This is a genomic window from Nocardiopsis sp. iso_237 (assembly GCF_056173345.1).
The window spans coordinates 3495406-3516504 of sequence record NZ_CM149669.1; the positions used below are offsets into that span (position 1 = coordinate 3495406).

Genomic DNA, 21099 nt, shown 5'->3' on the forward strand with positions numbered 1-21099 from the left:
CCCGCTGGTCTCCTCCGCCACCAAGGTGCCCCAGCGCGAGACGTGCGGCAAGCTTTCTTGCGGGAACGGCAAACCTCAGGACGGGTGGTCGTACACGAGGGTGTGGCGCCAGAAGAGGCGTCCGCGCACGCGGGCCCCGGGCAGTTCCCGGGCGGCCACCGCGCGGATCCGGTCCAGGGTCCACTCCGGTTCGCTGGTGGGGGCGCTCATGTGCGGGGGCGGTCCGGCGGCGACGCGCGGGTGTCTGACCAGTCCCACCAGCGGGTTCAGTGCGGCGGAGACCAGTCCGACGAGGAGGTCGGCCCAGCCCTCGCCACGGTGGCAGCCCACGATCACCAGACGACCGCCCGGGGCCAGACAGGCACGCAGCTCCCGCAGGGTCGCCTCCAACGGCAGGTGGTGCAGGACCGCCACCAGGGTGACCGCGTCCCAGAGCCGGTCAGGGTCGCGCCCAGCGAAACCCGCCCGGATGACGGTGACGCCGGGAACGTCCGCGAAGCGCTCCCCGGCGCGTGCCGCGGTGGCCGGATCGGGCTCCAGCCCCACGACCTCGTCCACACGCCGGTTCAGGCGGGCCAGGAGGTTGCCGGTGCCGCACCCCACGTCCAGGACGTCGCGCGCCCCGCTGGCCGCGACGCGACGCACCACCCAGGGGCCCAGGCGGTCGTTGTGGCTCCACGGATGCCGCTGGTTGAGGCGGTCCAGCCAGCTGGTCACCGGCGTCAGGGAAGGCATACCGACACAGTAGTGACGTGCCTCAGCCCAGCAACGCCCCGGCCATGGTCAGTCCGAGCCAGGCGGAGCCCACACCCAGGCTCAGGTGCGCCAGCACGTTCACCAGGGCGCGGCCGCGCGAACCGGTCCGGGAGAGCTGGACCGTCTCGTAGGCGAACGTGGAGTAGGTGGTCAGCGCCCCGCACAGCCCCACTCCCAGCAGAGACATCACCTCCGGGGGCAGGGGAAGCGCCAGCAGCGCCCCCAGGAGCAGGCTGCCGACCGCGTTCACCACCAGGGTCCCCCATGGGAAGCCCTCACCGAACCGGCGCTTGAGTTCCAGGTCCACGAGGAAGCGGGCGGGGGCTCCCACGGCCGCGCCCAGGACGACCATCAGCGCGCTCACGGGTTGCGCCCTCCTCCGTGCGTGAGGAACCGGTGGGCCAGCGACGAGGCCGCCCAGGCCGCGGTGAGCGCACCGGCCAGGGTGAGGAGGAGATAGACCAGCGCGACCTGTGGGGCGCCCCGTTCGACGGCGGTGACCACGTCGGTGGCGTAGGCGGAGAAGGTGGTGTAGCCGCCGAGGAACCCCACACCCCAGAAGGGGCGGACGAGACGGTTCCCGGGCCAGCGGTGCACGACCAGCTCCATGAGCAGGCCGATCAGCAGGCTGCCGGTGACGTTGACCGCCAGGATCGTCCAGGAGACACCGGAGGCCGCGGGCGGCCAGAGCACGTCCAGCGCGTGGCGACTCAGCGCCCCCAGGGCCCCACCGGCGGAGACGGTGGCCACCAGGGGCAGCAGGGACCCCCGTTCGGAAGTGGACATGGGGCCATTCTCCACCCGCCCGCCCCTCAGGGCCGTCCCCCATGGATTCCTGGCCCGTGGTGCGCGGGAGGCGGTGGCCTTCGCGAAGTTCGCCGGGATGGCGGTGCTCGCGGTGCCGCTGATCTGGGTCGTGGCCGCCGCCGTCCGGGCCCTGCCGGGGGCCGGCCATCCTCTGAAGTGCCGTGTGATCCCCGGACCCCCGGGGTTAGGGTCGGACCAGGACTCCCGAAGGAAGGACCACCCCCGTGGGCACTCAGAAGGAACGCATGCTGGCCGGTGAGCTCTACCTCGCCGACGACCCCGAGATCGACGCGGACGTGGCCCGGGCCCGGCTGCGCTCCGAGGCGTTCAACAACAGCGCGGCAGAGGACGCCGAGGGACGGTTCAAGGCCCTCACCGACCTCGTCGGTGAACTCGGTGAGGGCAGCGAGGTCCGTCCGCCGCTGCGCGTGGACCTCGGGTACCGGATCACCATCGGGCCGCGTTCCTTCGTCAACTTCGACGCGGTCATGCTCGACGTCGCCCCCATCACGATCGGCGCGGACGTCCTGATCGGACCCGGTGTCCAGCTGCTCACCCCCACGCACCCCCTCGACCCGGAGCTGCGCCGCGCCAAGTGGGAGGCGGCCGAGCCCATCACCATCGGGGACAACGTGTGGCTGGGCGGCGGGGTCATCGTCTGCCCTGGTGTGACCATCGGTGAGAACACCGTGGTGGGCGCGGGCGCGGTGGTCACCAAGGACCTGCCCGCGAACGTGGTGGCGGTCGGGAACCCGGCCAGGGTCATCAAGGAGATCTGAGTCCCCGGAACGGTGGGGGAGGACGCGTGTGAGCGACGAGGACGACGTCCGGCGGATCGCGCTGGAACTGCCCGGGGTGAGCGAGCGCCCCTGTTACGGCCGACCCGCCTTCTACGCCTCAGGGAGGATCTTCGCCCGCCTGCACGACACACCGGGCGTCCTGGTGCTGTGGCGGGCCAGTGCGGAGCAGGGCCGGGAGCTGAGGGAGAGCGATCCGGAACGGTTCTTCACGACCGACCACTACCGGGGGCACGCCAGTGTGCTGGTGCGCCTGGACCTGGTCGGCGCCGAGGAGCTGGCCGAACTCCTGGACGAGGCCTGGCGGGTGCGCGCCCCGCGCCGCCCGTCAGGTCCGGACGCGCGGGGCTGAAAGCGGACTGAGGGGGCGGAACGCACCGTGCGTTCCGCCCCCTCGTCGCTCCACGACCGGGCTCAGCCCTCCGGTGAACCCGTGGGCCTGCCCGGCACCCTGCGGTATCACAGCGGCGACCGGGCCGTCTTCGACGAGTTCGCTCGGCTTCTTCGAGCGCCGTCCATGGTGCGGGCGCGGGTCCGGTGCGATGACACGTGTGACGCCCGGGATCCTTACTCGCGATCCCGGGCGTCACCGTGGCCGTCCCCCGGTGTGGCGCCACCGGGGGACGGGGTTCGTGGGCCTATCCGGCCGCCGCCGGTTCGGGGTCGCCGTGGGAGAACTGGGTCCGGTACAGCTCGGCGTAGCGACCGCCCCGGGCGAGCAGCTCGGTGTGGGTGCCGCGTTCCACGATCCGGCCGGCCTCGACCACCAGGATGGCGTCGGCCGCGCGGATCGTGGAGAGCCGGTGCGCGATGACCAGCGCGGTCCGTCCCTCCAGGGCCTCGGCCAGCGCGGCCTGGACCGCCGCCTCGGAGGTGGAGTCCAGCGCGGAGGTGGCCTCGTCGAGGATGACCACCTCGGGCCCGGTCAGGAGGAGGCGGGCGATGGTGAGCCGCTGGCGCTCCCCTCCGGAGAAGCGGTAGCCGCGTTCGCCCACCACCGTGTCCAGCCCGTCGGGGAGACCGGCGACGAGGGTGTCCAGGCGGGCGCGGCGCAGGGCGTCCCAGACCTGTTCGTCGGTGGCGTCGGGGGCGCCCAGGGTGAGGTTGGCGCGAATGGACTCGTGGAACAGGTGACCGTCCTGGGTGACCATGCCCAGGGTGGCGCGCACGGACGCGAAGGTCAGGTCGCGGACGTCGGTCCCGGCCAGGCGGACGGTGCCCTCGTCCACGTCGTACAGGCGCGGGGTGAGCTGGGCGATGGTGGACTTGCCCGCTCCGGAGGAGCCGACCAGCGCCACCGTCTGGCCGGGTTCGACGCGGAAGGACACCCCGTGCAGGACCGGACCGTTGTCGGTGGGGTCCAGGGTGGCGACCTCCTCCAGTGAGGCGAGGGAGACCCGGTCGGCGGTGGGGTAGCCGAAGGTGACGTCGTCGAACTCCAGGGAGACCGGCCCGGCGGGGACCGGGCGCGCATCCGGCCTCTCGTCCACCAGCGGCTTCAGGTCCAGGACCTCGAACACCCTGCTGAAGCTGACCAGGGCGCTCATGACCTCCACGCGGGCGCTGGCCAGCGCGGTCAGCGGCGCGTACAGGCGGGTCAGCAGCATGCCCATCGCCACGACCGTTCCGGCGTCGAGCTGGCCGCGCAGCGCGTAGAAGCCGCCGAGGCCGTAGACCAGGGCGAGGGCGAGCGCGGAGACCAGAGTCAGGGCGGTGAAGAAGACCTCCTGGACCATAGCGGTGCGCACCCCGATGTCGCGGACCCGGCGGGCGCGGCGGGCGAACTCCGCGGACTCGTCGTCGGGGCGTCCGAAGAGCTTGACCAGGGTGGCGCCGGGCGCCGAGAAGCGCTCGGTCATCTGGGTGCTCATGGCCGAGTTGTGGATGGTGCGTTCGCGTTCGATCCTGGCCAGTCGGGCGCCCATGCGGCGGGCGGGCAGCACGAAGACGGGCAGGAGCAGCAGTGAGAGCAGGGTGATCTGCCAGGACAGGGTCGCCATGACGACCAGCGCCAGCACGAGGGTGACGACGTTGCTGATCACCCCGGACAGGACGTCGCTGAAGGCGCGCTGGGCACCGATGACGTCGTTGTTGAGGCGGCTGACCAGGGCTCCGGTGCGTGTACGGGTGAAGAAGGCGACCGGCATGCGCTGGACGTGGTCGTAGACGGTGGTGCGCAGGTCCAGGATGAGCCCCTCACCGACCCGGGAGGAGAGCCAGCGCACGACCAGGGACAGGGCGGCCTCGGCCGTCGCGACCAGGGCGATGAGCCCGGCCAGGAGGAGGACCGGTCCGAGTGCGGATCCGGCCACGATCTCGTTGACGACCTCACCGGCCAGCAGCGGCGCGGCCACCGCCAGCGCGGCGATGAGCACGCTGAGACCGAGGAACCAGGCCAGGGGGCGTGCGTGGGGTCGGGCGAAGGAGGCGATCCTGCGTAGGACCGGGCGGGAGAAGGGGCGCTGATCCTCGTGGGCGTGCATCGCGTGGTAGATCGAGTTCCACGCGGCCATTTCCATACTCATGGGGTCCACCGGTCCGTGTCGTTGGCTACCCCTGAACCGTAGAACCTGAACAATACTTGAGGTCAAACCAGAGACAGATGTTCCCTTTTCTTCCTTTCAATGCTCATCTATAGGGAAGGTTAGGATACTTTGAGGAAGAAAAGAGAGGACGTGTGTCATGAGTACGATCTACCGAACCGAGGACGACGGGCGGTGGCTCCGGCAGCGGTACCTCCGGACCCTCGACGACGCCCCGGTCCCGACCCGGCGACTGACCGTCCCGACCCGCGAGGGGGAGACCTTCGTACTCGCCTGCGGCCCCGAGGAGGCCCCGCCGCTGGTCCTGCTGCACGGCTCGGGGGCCAACGGCAGCCACTGGTTCGCGGACCTGCCCGCGTGGTCGGAGCACTTCCGGGTGTACTCGGTGGACCTGGTCGGTGAGCCCGGACTGAGCGCGCCCTCCCGCCCCGACCTGTCCACCGAGGCCAGCGCGCTGTGGCTGGACGACGTGTTCGCCGCGCTCGACCTGAGCGACACCGCCATGGCCGGAATGTCCCTGGGAGGATGGACGGCGCTCGACTACGCCATCCGCCGCCCCGGCCGCGTCACCCGCCTCGCTCTGGGCTGCCCGGGCGGACTGGGCGCCCAACGCCGGTGGAGCATCCTGGGGGCGGGTCTGCTCATGTTGTTCGGATCGGGTGCCCGGGAGCGCTCGGTCCGCTACCTGGTCGGGCTCGGCCGTTCCGGGGACGAGGCGGTGCTGGACGAGATCATCGGGGTCTTCACCCGGTTCCGCCCGCGCACCGAGACCCTGCCGGTCTTCCCGGACGAGGCGCTGCGCGCGCTGGCCCTCCCGCTCCAGGTGACCGTGGGCGACCGGGACCGGATGTTCGACTCCGAGGAGACCGCCCGGCGCGTGCGAACGTGTGTTCCGCACGCCCGGGTGCGGATGCTGCCGGGGGTGGGCCACGCCCTCACGAGCCAGACCGGGCCCGCCCTGGAGTTCCTTCGAGGCGGGGCCGACCCCGGCCGACCGTCCCGGCGCTGACCGCGTTGGCGGCCACGATCGCGAGGATCGCCGCACCCTCCACCCGGTCCAGGGCCTGACCCAGCACCAGCCAGCCCGCGAGGGCGGCCATCACCGGGTGCACGCTCATGAACAGGCCGAAGAAGCGGGCCGGGACCCGGCGCAACGCGTACAGGTCGCCCAGGAACGGGACCATCGAGGAGAGCACCCCCGCCACCGCCGCACAGAGGACGGCGGCCGGTGTGGGCGGGTGCAGGAGGAGCACGGTGATCCCCACGGGCACGAACACGAGCGCGGAGATCCCGGCGGCGGTCGCCGACCCCTCGATCCCGGGGAGCCGCCGTCCCACCGTCCGGTTGAGCAGGATGTAGGCCGCCCAACAGGCCGCCGCGACCAGGGCCAGGGCGATCCCCGCGTAGTCGGTGGAGGGCTGCGGTCGCATGAGGACCGCGACCGCCCCGCCCGCCACCAGTGCGCAGGCCAGGTCGGTCCAGCGGCGTGAGGCGGCGAGGGCCACCGCCAGCGGGCCGAGGAACTCCAGGGTGACCGCCAGCCCCAGCCCGATGCGGTCGACGGCCAGGTACAGGGTCAGGTTCATGGAGCCGAACACCAGCGCCATCGCCAGTACCGGCCACCACTGGTGCCAGGTGAAGGAGCGCAGCCTGGGGCGTCCCACGAGCATCAGCACGGTGCCCGCCACCCACTGTCGGATCGCGACCACCCCGACCGGCCCGATCACCGGGAAGGCGAGGGCGGCGGTGGCCGCGCCGACCTGGTTGGAGGCGCCGCCGACCAGCATCACGGCCATGCCCCGCCAGCGCTCGGCGCCCGTCCGGGTGTCGGTGGAAGTCGTCATACCGGGAGCATCCACCGACCGTTCACATACGCAAAATGCATACGAGGGATCATCTATACGCTGGAGTCATGGATCTCGAACTCCGTCACCTGCGCTGCCTGGTCGCGATCGTGGACACCGGCAGCTTCAGCGACGCCGCCCTGGACATGGGTGTCTCACAGGCGGCGGCATCCCGGACCCTGGCCGCCCTGGAGGGCATCCTCGGCGTGCGCCTGCTCCACCGCACCAGCCGCAACGTCACGCCCACCACGGCGGGGGTCCAGGTGCTGGCCCGCGCCCGCCACCTGCTGGCCGAGGCGGACAACCTGGTGAGCGAGGCCACCACCGGCCACACCCGCCTGCGGGTGGGGCACGCGTGGTCGGCGGTGGGCCGCCACACGGCCGAGTTCCAGCGCCGTTGGGCCGACCTGTACCCGGGCGTGGACCTGCACCTGATCCGCACCAACACCCCCACCGGCGGACTGGCCGAGGGGCTGTGCGACCTGGCGGTGGTCAGGGCGGCCTTCGACGGCAAGCGTTTCGACAGCGCCGTGGTGGGGCACGAACGGCGGCACTGCGCGATGGCCTCCGACGACCCCTGGGCCCGGCGGCGCTCGCTGCGCCTGGACGAGCTGACGGACCGGGTCCTGTTGTTCGACCGGCGCACCGGGACCACCACCGCGGACCTGTGGCCGGAGGGCGCGCGCCCGGAGATGGAACCCACCCGCGACATCGACGACTGGCTGGCCGAGATCGCCACCGGCCGAGCGGTCGGCATCACCCCGGAGAGCACCGCCACGCAGTACCGGCGCGACGGGATCGTCTTCCGACCCCTGCGGGACGCGCCGCTGATCCCGGTACGGCTGGTCTGGCGGCGGCACGACCCGCACCCGGCCACGCACGCGGCGGTGGCGCTGCTCTCGGAGCTCTATCGCCAGGGGCGCTGACCGCCCGCCCGTCCCCGGTGCGCCACGCCGGGGACGGGCGGGCGGTACCCGGACCGAGGGAAGGCGCGCCGGGGGTCTCCACACGGTCGCGGGACAGGAGGCCGCCGACGGCTCAGGGGTTCAGGGAGTCGATGACGTCGATGATCCCCACCTGTTGGAGACCGTTCACGAGGAGGATCAGCCCCGCGATGCCGACGATCCAGGACAGGGTCTCCCGCGAGCCCGCGTCGATCTTCTCGCGCCAGCGGTCCAGCCTGGGGCGCAGGCGTTCGCCGAACAGACGGTGGCCCAGGTAGAGCAGGACCGGCGGCAGGACCATCACGAGGTTGTAGGCGGCGAGCACGGGGACCCAGGTGGGTGCGGTGAGTCCCGCGGCGCCATGATGCCGATGGCGGCGAGGTAGGGCAGGGCGGTCCCGGCCTCCAGCAGGCCGGTCGCCAGACCGAGGCCGATCATGCTGACGGTGCGGAACGAGGCCGGGCGGCGAGGGGCGCGTCTCCTGGTCGGCATCACCCAGGAGTAGGCGAACAGGCCCCCGCCCAGGACCAGCAGGGCCCAGCCGAAGACGGGGCTGTCCGCCAGGTGGGACAGGCTGCTGAGGGCCGCCCCCAGCCCCAGCATGAGCGCGCACCCGAGGGCGAAGTAGAACAGTGCCACCGTGCCGAGGTAGGCGAAGAGGGGGCGGGCCACGGAGGTCGCGCCGCTGAGCAGTACGAACAGGGTGACGCCGAGGGTCGTGGGGCTCAGGGTGTCCAGGAGTGCCAGTCCGGCGACCGGCAGGAGTACGTCCAGGGGAGGCATGCGACTCTCCACGTCTGTTTTAACTCGACTGTGCTAAATAAAATAACACACCTGTGCTAGAAAGGGGGAGTGCCCAAGATCGTTGATCACGAAGTACGCCGTCGGGAGCTGGCCGAGGCCCTATGGAGGGTGATCGCCCACTCCGGCCCCCAGGCCGTGTCCATCCGTACCGTCGCCGCCGAGGCGGGGCTCTCCGCCGGGGCGCTGCGCCACTACTTCCAGACCCGCGAGGAACTCCTGGTCTTCGCCATGGACCTGTCCGAGGACCGCGTGGTCGCGCGGATGCGGGAGCAGTCGCTCACCATGGACCCCGAGGAGTCCATGGTCGAGCGCGCCGCCGGGTTCGCCGAACACATGCTCCCCCTGGACTCCGTTCGCAGCGCCGAGTTCCGGGTCTGGGAGGCCGCCGGACACCTCGGGGAACTCGACCCCCGCCTGGAGGAGCGCTGGGCCCGCCAGCGCGGCCTCTACCGCCAGCTGGTCGGGGGGCTCGGCGGGCTGCCTCCTTTGGAGGACCCCGAACACGAGCACCCCGACCCCTGGCTGGAGACCTGGGCCGCGTTCCTGCACACCTTCGTCGACGGGCTGGCGCTCCAGATGATGGTCAACCCGGCGCAGGTCCCCGCCGAGGCGGGCCGGGCACGGCTGCGCTCCTTCCTGTCGCACGTGGAGGCCAGCCGGAGGTAGTCCTGCCGCCTCCTCCCCGGGCGGCGCGTACCCCCGCCCGAACCAGGGGGTGGCCGGGCCACTCCCCGGGCTTGGACATACTGGGTGCGCGGTTCGGGGTGATTCCGAAGGATTTCGAGGGGGAAGAGCGTGACCACCATGCGCGGCGACGAGGGTGTGCCGGACGAACGGACCAAGATCGAGTTCAGGCGCGCGGAGGTCGAGGACGTCCCCGCGCTGGTCGATCTGGTCAACTCCTGCTACCGGGGCGACAGCTCACGACGCGGCTGGACCACCGAGGCCGACTTCCTCGACGGTCAGCGGGTGGACGCCGACACCCTGGCGGAACTGTTCGGCCGCACCAACACCCTGGTGCTCGTGGGTGAGTCCGAGGGCGAGATCGTCACCTGCTGCGAACTCCAGCGGACCGTCAACGGCGCGTACTTCGGGATGTTCTCGGTGCGCCCCGACCTCCAGGGCGCGGGCCTCGGGCGGGTCGTGCTGGCCGAGGCCGAGCGCACGGCGGCGCGCGAGTGGGGGTGCCGCCTCATCCGGATGAAGGTCCTCAAACAGCGCCCCGAGCTGATCGCCTGGTACGAGCGGCGCGGATACACCAACACCGGCAAGACCGAGCCCTTCCCCTACGGCGACGCGGCCTTCGGGCTGCCCCGGCAGGACGACCTGGCCTTCGTCGAACTCACCAGGGAACTGGACTTCGACTGACCGGTCAGGACGGTTCGAGGTTGGCCGACATCCGCTCCAGGACGTTGACCGTGTCACGGTACTCCTGGTCGCTGACGCCCTCACACAGGCGTTCCCGGGTGCGTGTGACGCGCTGGAGGAGCTCTCCGTGGGCCCGCTGGCCCTCCGTGGTCAGCTCCAGGGACACCAGGCCGCTCACCCAACCGCGCTCGCGCAGGGCCTCCACCACCGGGGCGACACTGGGTTCGTCCTCCTCCAGGAAGGGCGCCAGACGCTGGTCCAGCTGGAGGACGGTGCCGGGGTCGTCGTGCAGGGAGTTGAGCACCTGCCACTCGCGTCGACCGAGGGAGTCCTCGGCCAGGGCGCGGTCGAAGTCGTGCTCGATGAGTCGGTCCAGGTGCTTGAGCCAGAATCCGATGGGCAGGTCGGACATGGTGCCTCCGGAAGGCCGATGGTCCCGATGGACCGACGCTATATCGGCCGTCGCCGCCGTCGCCAGTGCTCCGCTGGTGCGTGTCCCGCGAGTTGTCGGAGCCGGCCCGTAGGCTGCGCGCATGTCCGACTCTCCCTCCGGCCGGCGGTTCGTCCGCGGTGACGCGACCAGCCCGCAGGCCGCCGGGCCCAAGGTGATCGCCCACGTGTGCAACGACCGCGGCGGCGAAGAGGGCGCGGACCGGTGGCTCACCCCGGAACGCGGCACAGGATCGCGCCCCGGGGGATGACGAACACGCCGTCGGGGTGCGTGCTCCACCGCCGCCAGCCGTCGGAGATCCACTCCAGGTCGTCCTGGCTCGCCATGCCCCTGGCGACGGCGTCACGGCCCAGGGCCGACTCCAGGATGCGGCGCGACCACATCCCGCCCCACCAGGCACGGCGATCGGGGTCGGAGTGGTTCCACACCTCCGCGACATAGCTGACCTCGGTGAACCCGGCCGCGTGCGCCCAGGCCAGCAGGTGGCGACCGGCGTCGGGTTCGCCGCCGTTGGCGCGGGCCACCCGCTGGTACAGCGCCATCCACGCGTCCAGTTCGGGCAGACGCGGGTACCAGTGCATCGCGGAGTAGTCGCTGTCGCAGGCGGCCACCACCCCGCCCGGGCGGGCGACGCGGCCCATCTCGGCCAGCGCCCGCACGGGGTCGCCCACGTGCTGGAGGACCTGGTGGGCGTGGACGACGTCGAAGGTGTCGTCGGGCAGGTCCAGGGCGTGGACGTCACCGACCACGAAGTCGACGTTGTCCACGCCCGCCTCCTCCGCGTGGGCGCCCGCCCGCTCGACCGCCTCGGCGGAGGCGTCCACGGCGGTGACGCGACCGGGGGCGACCCTGCGGGCGAGGTCGACGGTGATGCTGCCCGGACCGCAACCCACGTCCAGCAGGGATCGGCCGGGCCGGACCTCCGAGAGCGCGTAGGCGGCGGAGTTCTCGGCGTCGCGCCACAGGTAGGAGGTGGTCACGATCGGGTGCTGTCCGTGGGTGTACCGGGCCATCGCGTTCCGCCTTCGTCTCGGGGGCTCCGGTCGACCCTACCCTCGCGTCTCTGAAAGTGAGATGCGTTTCTCATGATGTGAGACGCATTCTGGCGGATCAGGCCGACAGCCGCCCTCCCAGGGCCTCCAGGTCGGAGACGAACCAGCACTGGGTGCCGCGGTCGCACTCCCGGACCAGGTCCCGGAAGGCGTCGCTGGCCGCCACGTACCGGGAGACGTCCCCGACCACGGCCAGGCGGAGCCTGTAGTTGGCGAACTTCTGGAGGAACTCTCCCGCCACGCCCGTGCGCAGCCGGAAGAAGTCGGCGTCGAGGCGTTCGGCGGGCACCGCGACCCAGGTGACGCCGTGGTGGAAGGCGTCCCCGATCACGTCGGCGGCCTCACGCAGGGGCGCACCCCGCTCGGGGCAGAGCATGACCGGGCGGCCGCCCAGCCTGTGGACCTCCGGGGCGGTCTCGGGCACCGGCTCCGCGTCCCTTCCCGAGGCGTTCACCGCTGGTCACCGGTGAGGGAGTCGACGTAGCCCAGCAGGGTCGCGGTGGAGGCCAGGTCGCCCACGATGACCACCTTCAGGCGGGCGCGCTCCGGGTCGTGAACCACCTGGACGTGCGCGCGCCCGCGGTCCTCGGGGCGTCCGGTGACCGAGAGCAGGGTGGTGACGCGGTCGACCGTGGCACGGTCGATCCCGTCGACCTGGACGACGGTGGAGGCCTCCGCGTGCAGGTCGAGCGGGGCCTCGGGGCCCTCCTCCTCGGCCAGCGGACCTCCGGTGAACTCCTCCAGGTCGCGGCGGCGCACCCGGTACTGCTTCCCGATCCGGGTGGCGGCCAGGCGCCCCTCGCGGACGTAGGCGCGCACCGTCTTGACGTGCAGACCCAGGAGGTCCGCGACCTGGTCCACGGAGTAGTACTGCTGCGGCACGGTTCTCCTCGCTGATGGTTCGGTCTTCCGAAAACTTCCCTCATGCTACTCGATTTCTCGGGATTTTAGGGAAGTTTGGGGAGTGTGGTGCGGCAGGGGAGAACCGGGTACCAGAGGGGAGAGGGAAACACCGGGGGAGAGGGGGAGACCATGGCGCTCCTGCACAAGATCAGGCCGTGTCTGTGGTTCAACGACCAGGCCGAGCAGGCGGTGGAGTTCTACACCCGCGTCTTCGACAACTCGCGGGTGCTCGGCACGACGTACTACGGCCCCGACATGCCCGTGGCCGAGGGCACCGTGCTGACCATCGAGTTCGAGCTGGACGGGGCACGCTTCACCGCGCTCAACGGCGGAGGCGGGTTCACCTTCGACGAGGCGGTGTCCTTCCAGGTCATCTGCCGCGACCAGGCGGAGTCGGACCACTACTGGGACGCGCTCACCGACGGCGGTCAGGAGAGCCAGTGCGGCTGGCTCAAGGACCGCTTCGGCCTGTCCTGGCAGGTCTACCCGGAGGAGCTGGACTCCCTGGTGTGGGACCCCGACCCCGCTCGGGCCAACCGGGCCACCCAGGCCATGCTGAGGATGCGCCGGATCGACCTGGAGGCGGTGCGCCGGGCGGCCGACGGCCTCTGAGACTCCGGACTCGACCCGCTACCGAGGACACCGGGGCGAGACCGGTAGGAGCCGTTGACCGAGTGATCCGTGTGCCCCCACGGCCCCTCGCCCACCGGTCACAGCGTGCGGTCGCCGGAGGCGTGGGGACTTCCCACTCCCTCCGACCGCCGTGAGGACCGGTGTGGTGATCCTGTCGTGGAACCCCAACGCCCGGGCGATGACCGCCCGGGCCCTACGCACCCCGTTCCGGCGTCCCCGTCGGCTGCGGCGCCGTCCAATTGGAGAGGAGCCGCAGTGCCTGGGAGGTGTCGGAGCCGGGTTCGACGTTGTAGACGCACAGCGTCTGGTCCGTGTCACCAGGCACTTGGAAGGACTCGTAGGAGAAGTACAGGTCACCGACGAGGGGGTGGTGGTAGCGCTTGGCGCCGTGCGTCCGGCGCAGCACACGGTGGTCGTTCCACCAGGTGGAGAACTCCGGTGACTTCAGAGTGAGTTCACCGACGAGGTCGGCGAGCTGCCGGTCCTGGGGGCTTCGGCCGGCCTCCAGGCGGAGCATGGCGACGGTTTCGGCGGCGATCTGCTCCCAGCTGCCGACCCGTTCGCGGGCGTCGGGGTCCAGGAGGTAGTAGCGGGCCAGGTTCCGACGGGTCGCGGGCAGCGCCTCGAAGTCGGTGAGGACCTCGCGGGCCAGGCGGTTGGATGCCAGGACGTCGGTCCGACGGCCGAGGATGAACGCGGGCACGTGGTCGAGGGTCTGCAGCATCAGGTGCAGTCCGGGTCGCACGCGCTGGGGGCTGTGAGGAGCGCGGCGGGCCGGTGTGGGCCGTGCCAGGAGGTCAGTGAGGTGCTCGCGCTCGGAGGAGTCCAGCCGCAGGGTGCTGGCGAGGGCTTCGAGGACTTCGGGGGAGGGGTTCTGCGCCCGGCCCTGCTCGATGCGGGTGTAGTACTCGGTACTGACTCCGGCCAGTCTGGCGACCTCGTCGCGGCGCAGGCCGGGCACGCGTCGGGCCCGGCCGTCATCGGGCAGCCCCGCCTGGTCGGGGGTGACCCGGGCACGGCGGGTGCGCAGGAAGTCGGCGAGCTCGCTACCACGGTCATCCATATCCCCCAGTGTGGCAAGCGAGAGCGGGCCATGCGACGGGCCGGGTGGTATCGCCAGTACCTTCCTTGTGGATACCTCCCTGGTCAGGGCCTCTTCCGGCGCCCCGTGAGGCGTCCGCGGGTGGTGTTCTTGTGGAGGAGCCGACGGCGACAGGCCGCGGTCCCGAACCTTCGTCCCACCCGCTTCGAAAGGTGTGCCCCATGACCACGCAGACTTCCCCCCGTCCCCTCTCCGGCCGTGTCGCGGTCGTCACCGGTGCCTCCAGCGGTATCGGTGAGGCGTCGGCTGAGCACCTGGCCGGACTCGGCGGCCGTGTCGTGGTCCTGGCCCGGCGTGCGGACCGGCTGGAGCGGCTGGTGGCCCGGATCAGGAAGAACGGCGGCCAGGCCCTGGCCCTGGCCGTCGACGTGACCGACGTGTCGGCGGTACGGGCGGCGGCGGACCGGGTCGCGGCCGAGTTCGGTGGTGCTGACCTGTTGTTCAACAACGCGGGCGTGATGCTGCCCGCCCCGATCGAGGAGCGGGCGACCAACCAGTGGCAGCACCAGATCGACCTCAACATCACCGGCCTGATGAACGTCATCGGCGCGTTCACTCCGCAGCTGGTGAAGGCCGCTGAGGAGCGCGGTGTCGCGGACCTGATCAACACGTCGTCGGTCGCGGCGCAGAACATCTTCCCGAACTTCGCCGTCTACTCCGCGACGAAGGCGTACGTCACCCACCTCTCCCGGCACCTGCGGGGCGAGTTGGGCGCGAAGAAGGTGCGTGTCTCGGCGATCGAGCCCGGCATCGTCAGCACCGAGCTTCAGGGCCACGTCACCGACGACGGTGCCCTTGCGTGGCTGGAGGGCACGAAGGAGACCGTGGAGTGGCTCACGCCCGAGGACATCGCGCGGAGCGTCGGGTTCGTCGCGTCCCTCCCGCCGCGGGTCAACCTCCAGCAGGTCACCATCATGCCGACCGCCCAGGCCAGCTGACCGTTCCCTGCCCGTCCACCCCGGCCCGGATGCCATGACGGCCCGGGTCAGGGTGGCCCCGGGGGCCGAGGGCGCCGTGGCTGGTGCTCCGCGTCCTCTCAGGGCCTCATGTGTGCCGCGAGCTGGTCTGCCGTGCTCAGGGGAGCGCGACCCAGGAGTTCGGCCAGCAGCGGGTCCCGTTCGGCGAAGTACCCCTCCCGGGTCGCGCGGAACATGGTGAGCATGAAGCGGGCCGCCTGCTCCGGCACACCGCCCGCCTTCTGGTCCGCGACCCACTGCTCGTCGTCGACGACGACGCGTTCGACGGAGCGTCCACTGAGTTCGGAGACGATCCCGGCGAAGTCGTCGAGGGTGACGGCCTCCCCGGAGATCAGGGTGACGGGCCCGTCGAAGGAGCGGTCGCCGGAGAGGACGGCAGCCGTGGCCTCGGACAGGTCGGCGGGGGCCGTCCACGGGACGGGGCCGTCGGCCGGAGCCGCGATCACCCCGGTCTCCCGCCACGGACCGAGCAGGGCATCGAAGCCGTGGCCGAAGAAGCCGTAGCGCAGGGAGGTCCACGCGACCCCCGAACCGGCGAGGATCTCCTCGGTGGCCGCGTGGATGGCCGCCGGTGGGTACGGCCCACCGAACGCGGCTCCCTGTTGGCTCGTGTACAGGACCCGCCGGGCCCCGGCCGCGACCGCCGCCTCGATCGCGTTGCGGTGGAGGCCCACCATGTCGGCCGTCGGATCGTTTCCGGACACCAGGAGCACCTGGTCGGCGCCGGCGAAGGACTCGCGCAGAGCGGCCGGGTCCTCGTAGGAGCCCTGCCGCACGCGCACTCCGCGTTCAGCGAAGTGCCGGGCCCTGGCGGTGTCCCGCACGCTGACGCCGATCCGTTCGGCTGGCAGGCGCTTGAGCAGGTGCTCGACGGTGGCCCCGTTGAGGACGCCGGTGGCGCCGGTGACGACGATCATGATCCTGTCCTTGCCTCGTGTGCCCGTACTGGTGTCCGGCCTGGTGGGGTGGGGTCAGATAAGTTGACCAGCCCGGTCAGTTTCGCTGTCGCCAACGACCGTAGATAAACTGACCCAACGAGTCAAATTACTGCGGTGGCGAGAGGCGGCAGGGACCATGACCGGTGCGACACCCACGAACCCCCGACTGCGCGCCGACGCTCGTCGCAACGCGGAGCAGATACGCCGAGCGGCGATCGCCGCCTTCCAGGGGCGGGGTCTGAGCGTGCCGTTGGAGGAGGTGGCCCGAGCGGCGGGAGTGAGCAAGGCGACGATCTTCAACCGGTTCGGCGGCCGGGTCGGCCTCATCGAGGCCGTCATCCAGGAGGTCGTCGCCGACGAGCTCCACGCCGTCATCGACCACAACCGGTCCCTCGACGACGCCGGGGAACGGGTGGACCACTACCTCACCGCGATCCGCGACCTCCAGTACCGCCAACCCACCACCAATGACGTCCTGCTGCAGGACTATCCCCATTCGCGGCAGCTCATGGACATCTGCCGCGCCGCGGGCGAGATCTACGAGGAACTCGTCGAGGCCGGGCACGCCTCGGCGTCCCTGCGGCCCGAGTTCACGGCGGACGACCTGCACGCGCTCGTCGTCGACAACGCTCTCGCCCTCAAACACGGCGCACTGCCGCCCCGGGACGCCTATGACCGCCGCACCGCCTTCCTCCTCAGCGGCATTCGCGGTCCGCAGGGACCGTCCCGAGCCTGACCAGCCTCGCCCCGCTCATCGGTCGACGGCGAGCCCCGGGGCCACGGATCAACCGGAACGGGTACCCGACGGACGGCGCAGTGCGCAGTCGCCGCACAGACCGCCCCCGGGAAGCCGGTAGTACAGGCAGCAGGTGGTCCTGCGGAAGACGGCCAGCCCGGCGCGGTCCACCCCGGTGTGGGAACCGGTGCCCGCGAGGGTGCGGCGCCCCGTCAGTACGCGGACCGCCTCCTCGGCGCCCGCGAGATGCTCGCGCCGGGCTCCGCCCAGGGCACGCGCCGCCCCCGCCAGCGCCGCGCCGGTGTTGCCCCGCAGCAGCCCCGGGGAGATCCGGCCGATCCCGGTCAGCGTCTCCTCCACGCGGAGCAGCACGCCCTCCACCACGGTCTCCTCCACCCACGCGGCGACCTCCAGGGGTTCCCGGGACAGCGGCTCGGGCCCCGCCTGCGTCGTGCGCAGTTCCATCGACCCGGGGCGCCCCGGGTCGAAGAGCAGCAGGTCGGGGCGCAGACCCACCCCGTGACACAGCCCCGCCGCCAGCACGGGCGAGATCAGCCGGGAGGCCAGACCCTGATGGAAGAGCGAGGCGCCCACCCGCCACTCCACCTCCTCGGGGCCGTCTCCCGCGACCGTCCCGAGCTGGGCCCGTACCCGGTCGACCTCGGCGGAAGCCCGGTCCCGCCCGGCCAACGCGGTGACCTGCTCCCAGCCCCCGGCACGCGGAGCGCTCCCCACCGCGAAGAACGTGTTGACGCCCCCGACGTCCTCCAGCACCCGTTCCAGCACCGTGCTCCCGCCCCGCGTCATCCGACCCTCCGTCCGCCCCGACCCGCCGGGTAGTGCTGGCACCACCCGCGTTCCTCGTGCTGCTGACCTCGTGCTCGGGTCCCCGGGAATCCTAGATTGGTCCTGTGAGCGGCACACGAGAACAACGGGCGCGGAGCGCGGAGCGGAGCGGCGGACGGGCCGGGGCCCGACTGACCGCCCTGGCCGGTGTTCCCTTCGTCTCCGGTCCGCACGGCACCGGATGGCGGCTGCTCCTGGTCCAGGTCCTGCACCTGATGACCTCCCTGACCCTGGCCCTGTTCTACCTCATCCCCGTGTCCCTGCTGGTGACGGTGGCCACCTGGATCGGCATGGGCCTGTACCTGCCCTGGACCGAGGCCGCCGCGGACCTGCCCGTCACCCGGATCGCCCTGGACTCCGCGGCGTTCGTCGTGGCACTGCCCGTCGCCGCCACCCTGCTGGCCCGGCTGGCCTGCCGGGTCCAGCGCGACCGGCTCGCCAACGTGTTCGGGATCGTGGAGACCGACCCGCCCGATCCCATGGCCGACGACCTTCCCTGGACCCGGGCCTGGCGGTTCGTCTTCGGCCGCGAGGCGTGGACCATGGTGGTCTACAGCACCGCCGCCGGACTGCACGGCCTGTTCGCCGCCGGACTGGTCGTGGTCTTCGTGGTGTGCGGCGGGGCCGCAGCGATCGGCGCGTTCCTCGGCGTCACCTACATCGTGGCCCAGGGCTCTCCGGGAGATCTGCTGGCCCCGCTGGTGCTGGTCGTGGTGGGGCCGCTGGCCGCCGTGGTCGGACTGCGCCTGGCCCCGCACATGATCTCCACCGAGGTCCTCCTGCACCGCCTGCTGCTCTTCGAGGCCCCCGAGGTCCGGATGCGGCGCCGCCTCCTGCACGTCCAGGACAGTCGGCTCCGCATGGTGGACGAGGCCGAGGCCGAACGCCGCAGGATCGAACGCGACCTGCACGACGGCGCGCAGCAGCGGCTGCTCGCGCTCACCATGACCCTCACCCGGGCGCGCGCCCGGCTCGCCCACGATCCCGAGGGCGCCCGCGAGCTGATCGCCGAGGCGCAGGCGGAGTCCCGGGAGGTCATGACCGACCTCCGCCAGGTCGCGCGCGGCCTGCACCCCAGGGTCCTGACCGACCACGGGCTCGGCGCGGCCCTGCCGGTGGCTGTGGGCCGCTCCCCGGTCCCGGTCCGGCTCGACGTGGAGCTGGACGGGCGCCCCTCGGCCCGGGCCGAGGGCGTGGCCTACTACGTGGTTTGCGAGGCGCTGACCAACATCGCCAAGCACGCCGACGCCGAGCAGGTCGCGGTGTCCGTCGAGCGCGTCGCGTCCTCGGGGCGCGGGGGCGAACTGCTGTGCGTCACCGTGACCGACGACGGGGTCGGGGGAGCCGACCCCGAGGCGGGCACCGGTCTCTACGGGCTGTGGGACCGGGTGGACGCCGTCGACGGGGTGCTGACAGTCCACAGCCCGACCGGTGGGGGCACCGTCCTCACCGCGAACATCCCATGGAAGGCGTGACCGTGAGCACGGCCCACAGACAGGACGTACGGCCGGGGCCGCGCGTCATCATCGCGGAGGACTCCGTGCTGCTGCGCAGCGGCATGGTCCGGCTGCTGGAGGACTCCGGGGTGGAGGTCGTCGCGGCGGTGGGCGACGCCGAGGCGCTGAACGCCGCCGTCGTCGAGCACCCCGACGTCGACCTGTGCCTGATCGACATCCGGATGCCGCCCACCTACTCCGAGGAGGGCATCCAGGCGGCCGTGCGGATCCGGCGGACCCACCCCGACGTGGCGGTGCTGCTGCTCTCACAGCACGTGGTCAGCCGCTACGCCGCCGACCTCCTCGGCGGCGGGGCCGAGAAGGTCGGCTACCTGCTCAAGGACCGTGTGGCCGACATCGAGGAGTTCCTCAGCGTGCTGCGCCGGGTGGCCGGGGGCGGCGCGGCGATCGACCCCGAGGTGGTCTCCCAGCTGCTGAGCAGACACCGGGACCGGGCCCTGGAGAGCCTCACCCCGCGCGAGGGCGAGGTCCTGGAGGTGATGGCCCAGGGCCTGAACAACGCCGGGATCGCCGACCGGCTCACCATCACCGACCGCGCCGTGGAGAAGCACATCAGGTCGATCTTCACCAAGCTCGACCTCGGCCAGGACGACCACGACCACCGCAGGGTCCAGGCGGTGCTGCGCTACCTGCGCGGCAACGACCGGGACTGACCGGCGACCACGCCAGGACACACCAGAGGAGGGCGCCGAGCCTTCCAGGAAGGGAAGAACATGACTTTCAGGGCACGAGGCCTGTACGCCTCCTCAAGCAAGGAACGCGGGGGCTTCCGCAGGGGACCGTGGATGTTCCTGGGCGGGGTGCTCGTGCTGGCCCTGGTGGTCCTCACCGCGCTCTCCGTACTGGGGAACATGACCGTGAACCAGTCGGACCGCGCGGACTCCTTCGACGGGGTGGGCGCGCTGGAGATCGACAACTCCACCGGCGGCGAGGTCCTGCTCCGGGGCGGAACCGGCGACGGGATCACGGTGGACCGCAAGCTGCGGGGGAGCCCGCTGTCGGAGCCGGACGAGGACATCGAGGCCGAGGGCGACACGCTGGAGATCGACACCGAGTGTTCGGGGCTGCCGTTCTTCAGCTCCTGCTCGGTGGACTACGAGGTCACCGTCCCCGCCGGGACCCGGGTGACGTTGCAGACCATCAGCGGTCGGGTCTCCGTGGAGAACCTGGAGGGCGACCTGAGCGTGGAGACCACCAGCGGCTCCGTGGACGTGACCGAGCAGGCCGGTGCCGTCGAGGTGGAGACCGTCTCGGGCGAGGTCGTGCTCGACGGCGTCGCGGGCTCCGTGGAGGCGCACACCGTCAGCGGCCGGATCACGGCCTCCGGTGAGGGCGCCCTGCTGGACGCCTCCAGCACCTCGGGCGAGATCCTCACCGAGGACTTCAGCGCCGACGAGGTCCGGGCCGAGTCGGTGAGCGGTTCGCTGGAGCTCGGCGGCGGGTTCACCACGCTGGAGGCCGCCACGACCTCCGGCGATGTCCGGCTGCGGACCGCCGACCCCTTCGACCTGCTGTCGGTCGAGACCGTGAGCGGCGGTGTCGTCGCCACGGTCCCGGACGGGGAGTACGAGGTCACCGGCGCGTCGGTGTCCGGCCAGCGTGAGTTCGACGTGGACACCGGGAACGGCGCCGACGGTCGGATCGACGTCAACACCACCAGTGGCTCCGTCCGGGTCGGGACCTAGGAGCTCCGGCGTTCGAAGCGCAGCGCCGCCCAGTCCGAGTCGATCGGCACCTGGGCGGTGCTGTGCCACCCCGCGTCCACGAGGGTGTCCCAGCCCTTGTCCGCCGCCAGGTCCGTGATGATCGTGCCGCCCCGCTGGGGGAAGCACACCCACAGGCGGGTGGCCGGGCCGGTGAGCTCCAGGACGCGCGGCCCCTCCCGTTCGACGGTGCCCCGGTCCAGGGCGAACAGGTGCACGTCGTCGTACTCGGCGCCCTCGATCGGGCCGAGGTCGATGTGGATGTCGAGCGGGGGGTCCAACAGCCGCAGGTAGCGTTCCGGGGCGTTGAGGACGAGCAGCCGGTCCCCGGGTTCGATCCCCAACCTCCGGGCGAGTGTCTCCGACATTCCTCCTCCG

25 protein-coding genes and 1 pseudogene are annotated in these 21099 nt (G+C 71.7%); 12 read left to right on the top strand and 14 right to left on the bottom strand.

Going from position 1 to position 21099, the window contains the following annotated elements; genetic code table 11:
* Positions 1-75: 75 nt before the first annotated feature.
* From AC0VYM_RS16120 to AC0VYM_RS16130, 3 genes are read right to left on the bottom strand one after another with little or no spacing between them, the layout of a single operon-like run.
* Entirely contained in the window at positions 76-735 is a 660-nt protein-coding gene (locus tag AC0VYM_RS16120; RefSeq protein ID WP_475452924.1) for a class I SAM-dependent methyltransferase, read from the bottom strand.
* Between the two features lie 22 nt (positions 736-757).
* A complete protein-coding gene (gene crcB, locus AC0VYM_RS16125; RefSeq protein WP_475452926.1) occupies positions 758-1120 on the bottom strand; it encodes a fluoride efflux transporter CrcB in 363 nt (120 codons plus the stop codon).
* Entirely contained in the window at positions 1117-1542 is a 426-nt protein-coding gene (locus tag AC0VYM_RS16130; RefSeq protein WP_475452928.1) for a fluoride efflux transporter FluC, read from the bottom strand. Before AC0VYM_RS16130 ends, crcB begins: the two co-directional genes overlap by 4 nt.
* 266 nt (positions 1543-1808) lie before the next feature.
* Between AC0VYM_RS16130 and AC0VYM_RS16135 the strand changes: the two genes are divergently transcribed.
* The gene (locus tag AC0VYM_RS16135; RefSeq protein ID WP_475463059.1) at positions 1809-2342 is read left to right on the top strand and encodes a sugar O-acetyltransferase; all 534 of its coding nucleotides are present in this window, start codon (positions 1809-1811) and stop codon (positions 2340-2342) included.
* 28 nt (positions 2343-2370) lie between these two features.
* Entirely contained in the window at positions 2371-2712 is a 342-nt protein-coding gene (locus AC0VYM_RS16140) for an MmcQ/YjbR family DNA-binding protein (protein ID WP_475452930.1), read from the top strand.
* Positions 2713-2998: 286 nt separating this feature from the next.
* Here AC0VYM_RS16140 and AC0VYM_RS16145 read toward each other — a convergent pair whose 3' ends face one another.
* Positions 2999-4885 (bottom strand): ABC transporter ATP-binding protein, encoded by a 1887-nt coding sequence (locus tag AC0VYM_RS16145; RefSeq protein WP_475452932.1) that lies wholly within the window; start codon positions 4883-4885, stop codon positions 2999-3001.
* A 157-nt stretch (positions 4886-5042) separates the two neighbouring features.
* On the opposite strand from AC0VYM_RS16145, the gene AC0VYM_RS16150 reads away from it, so the two are divergent.
* The gene (locus AC0VYM_RS16150) at positions 5043-5912 is read left to right on the top strand and encodes an alpha/beta fold hydrolase (RefSeq protein ID WP_475452934.1); all 870 of its coding nucleotides are present in this window, start codon (positions 5043-5045) and stop codon (positions 5910-5912) included.
* Here AC0VYM_RS16150 and AC0VYM_RS16155 read toward each other — a convergent pair.
* Positions 5839-6747: an EamA family transporter gene (locus AC0VYM_RS16155; protein ID WP_475452936.1), complete on the bottom strand. Its 909-nt coding sequence runs from the start codon at positions 6745-6747 to the stop codon at positions 5839-5841. The two genes, AC0VYM_RS16150 and AC0VYM_RS16155, sit on opposite strands and share 74 nt — an antisense overlap.
* Before the next feature lie 68 nt (positions 6748-6815).
* Here AC0VYM_RS16155 and AC0VYM_RS16160 point away from each other — a divergent pair, with 68 nt between their 5' ends.
* A complete protein-coding gene (locus AC0VYM_RS16160) occupies positions 6816-7673 on the top strand; it encodes a LysR family transcriptional regulator (protein ID WP_475452938.1) in 858 nt (285 codons plus the stop codon).
* Positions 7674-7785: 112 nt separating this feature from the next.
* Here AC0VYM_RS16160 and AC0VYM_RS16165 read toward each other — a convergent pair.
* A pseudogene (locus AC0VYM_RS16165) lies at positions 7786-8474 on the bottom strand (GAP family protein).
* Between the two features lie 69 nt (positions 8475-8543).
* On the opposite strand from AC0VYM_RS16165, the gene AC0VYM_RS16170 reads away from it, so the two are divergent.
* A complete protein-coding gene (locus tag AC0VYM_RS16170; protein ID WP_475452940.1) occupies positions 8544-9161 on the top strand; it encodes a TetR/AcrR family transcriptional regulator in 618 nt (205 codons plus the stop codon).
* Between the two features lie 138 nt (positions 9162-9299).
* Positions 9300-9863 (top strand): GNAT family N-acetyltransferase, encoded by a 564-nt coding sequence (locus tag AC0VYM_RS16175; RefSeq protein ID WP_475463061.1) that lies wholly within the window; start codon positions 9300-9302, stop codon positions 9861-9863.
* A gap of 4 nt (positions 9864-9867) precedes the next feature.
* On the opposite strand, the gene AC0VYM_RS16180 is transcribed toward AC0VYM_RS16175, so the two are convergent.
* The 4 genes from AC0VYM_RS16180 to AC0VYM_RS16195 all read right to left on the bottom strand — a co-directional run bounded on the left by AC0VYM_RS16180 (position 9868) and on the right by AC0VYM_RS16195 (position 12248).
* Positions 9868-10275 carry a MarR family winged helix-turn-helix transcriptional regulator gene (locus AC0VYM_RS16180; protein ID WP_475452943.1) on the bottom strand — a complete coding sequence of 136 codons (408 nt, stop codon included), beginning with the start codon at positions 10273-10275 and terminating at the stop codon, positions 9868-9870.
* 248 nt (positions 10276-10523) lie between these two features.
* Complete coding sequence (locus tag AC0VYM_RS16185) at positions 10524-11327, bottom strand: class I SAM-dependent methyltransferase (RefSeq protein ID WP_475452945.1); 804 nt, start codon at positions 11325-11327, stop codon at positions 10524-10526.
* Positions 11328-11424: 97 nt separating this feature from the next.
* Positions 11425-11790, bottom strand: coding sequence for a DUF4180 domain-containing protein (locus tag AC0VYM_RS16190; protein WP_475452947.1), 366 nt, complete (start codon positions 11788-11790; stop codon positions 11425-11427).
* Positions 11791-11816: 26 nt separating this feature from the next.
* Positions 11817-12248 (bottom strand): helix-turn-helix domain-containing protein, encoded by a 432-nt coding sequence (locus AC0VYM_RS16195; protein ID WP_475452949.1) that lies wholly within the window; start codon positions 12246-12248, stop codon positions 11817-11819.
* Between the two features lie 150 nt (positions 12249-12398).
* Here AC0VYM_RS16195 and AC0VYM_RS16200 point away from each other — a divergent pair, with 150 nt between their 5' ends.
* A complete protein-coding gene (locus AC0VYM_RS16200; RefSeq protein WP_475452951.1) occupies positions 12399-12881 on the top strand; it encodes a VOC family protein in 483 nt (160 codons plus the stop codon).
* A 214-nt stretch (positions 12882-13095) separates the two neighbouring features.
* Here AC0VYM_RS16200 and AC0VYM_RS16205 read toward each other — a convergent pair whose 3' ends face one another.
* Positions 13096-13965 (bottom strand): helix-turn-helix transcriptional regulator, encoded by an 870-nt coding sequence (locus AC0VYM_RS16205; RefSeq protein WP_475452953.1) that lies wholly within the window; start codon positions 13963-13965, stop codon positions 13096-13098.
* 200 nt (positions 13966-14165) lie between these two features.
* On the opposite strand from AC0VYM_RS16205, the gene AC0VYM_RS16210 reads away from it, so the two are divergent.
* Entirely contained in the window at positions 14166-14942 is a 777-nt protein-coding gene (locus tag AC0VYM_RS16210) for an SDR family oxidoreductase (protein WP_475452955.1), read from the top strand.
* Positions 14943-15040: 98 nt separating this feature from the next.
* On the opposite strand, the gene AC0VYM_RS16215 is transcribed toward AC0VYM_RS16210, so the two are convergent.
* Positions 15041-15898, bottom strand: coding sequence for an NmrA family NAD(P)-binding protein (locus AC0VYM_RS16215; protein WP_475452957.1), 858 nt, complete (start codon positions 15896-15898; stop codon positions 15041-15043).
* A 157-nt stretch (positions 15899-16055) separates the two neighbouring features.
* Between AC0VYM_RS16215 and AC0VYM_RS16220 the strand changes: the two genes are divergently transcribed.
* A complete protein-coding gene (locus AC0VYM_RS16220; protein WP_475452959.1) occupies positions 16056-16655 on the top strand; it encodes a TetR/AcrR family transcriptional regulator in 600 nt (199 codons plus the stop codon).
* A gap of 48 nt (positions 16656-16703) precedes the next feature.
* On the opposite strand, the gene AC0VYM_RS16225 is transcribed toward AC0VYM_RS16220, so the two are convergent.
* Positions 16704-17462 carry a (2Fe-2S)-binding protein gene (locus AC0VYM_RS16225; protein WP_475452961.1) on the bottom strand — a complete coding sequence of 253 codons (759 nt, stop codon included), beginning with the start codon at positions 17460-17462 and terminating at the stop codon, positions 16704-16706.
* Between the two features lie 104 nt (positions 17463-17566).
* Between AC0VYM_RS16225 and AC0VYM_RS16230 the strand changes: the two genes are divergently transcribed.
* The 3 genes from AC0VYM_RS16230 to AC0VYM_RS16240 are packed head-to-tail and all read left to right on the top strand — an operon-like array spanning position 17567 to position 20703.
* The gene (locus tag AC0VYM_RS16230; RefSeq protein WP_475452963.1) at positions 17567-18976 is read left to right on the top strand and encodes a sensor histidine kinase; all 1410 of its coding nucleotides are present in this window, start codon (positions 17567-17569) and stop codon (positions 18974-18976) included.
* Positions 18964-19671: a response regulator gene (locus AC0VYM_RS16235; protein ID WP_475452965.1), complete on the top strand. Its 708-nt coding sequence runs from the start codon at positions 18964-18966 to the stop codon at positions 19669-19671. Before AC0VYM_RS16230 ends, AC0VYM_RS16235 begins: the two co-directional genes overlap by 13 nt.
* A 60-nt stretch (positions 19672-19731) precedes the next feature.
* Positions 19732-20703: a DUF4097 family beta strand repeat-containing protein gene (locus AC0VYM_RS16240; RefSeq protein WP_475452967.1), complete on the top strand. Its 972-nt coding sequence runs from the start codon at positions 19732-19734 to the stop codon at positions 20701-20703.
* Here AC0VYM_RS16240 and AC0VYM_RS16245 read toward each other — a convergent pair.
* The gene (locus AC0VYM_RS16245; RefSeq protein WP_475452969.1) at positions 20700-21089 is read right to left on the bottom strand and encodes a hypothetical protein; all 390 of its coding nucleotides are present in this window, start codon (positions 21087-21089) and stop codon (positions 20700-20702) included. The two genes, AC0VYM_RS16240 and AC0VYM_RS16245, sit on opposite strands and share 4 nt — an antisense overlap.
* Positions 21090-21099 lie beyond the last annotated feature (10 nt).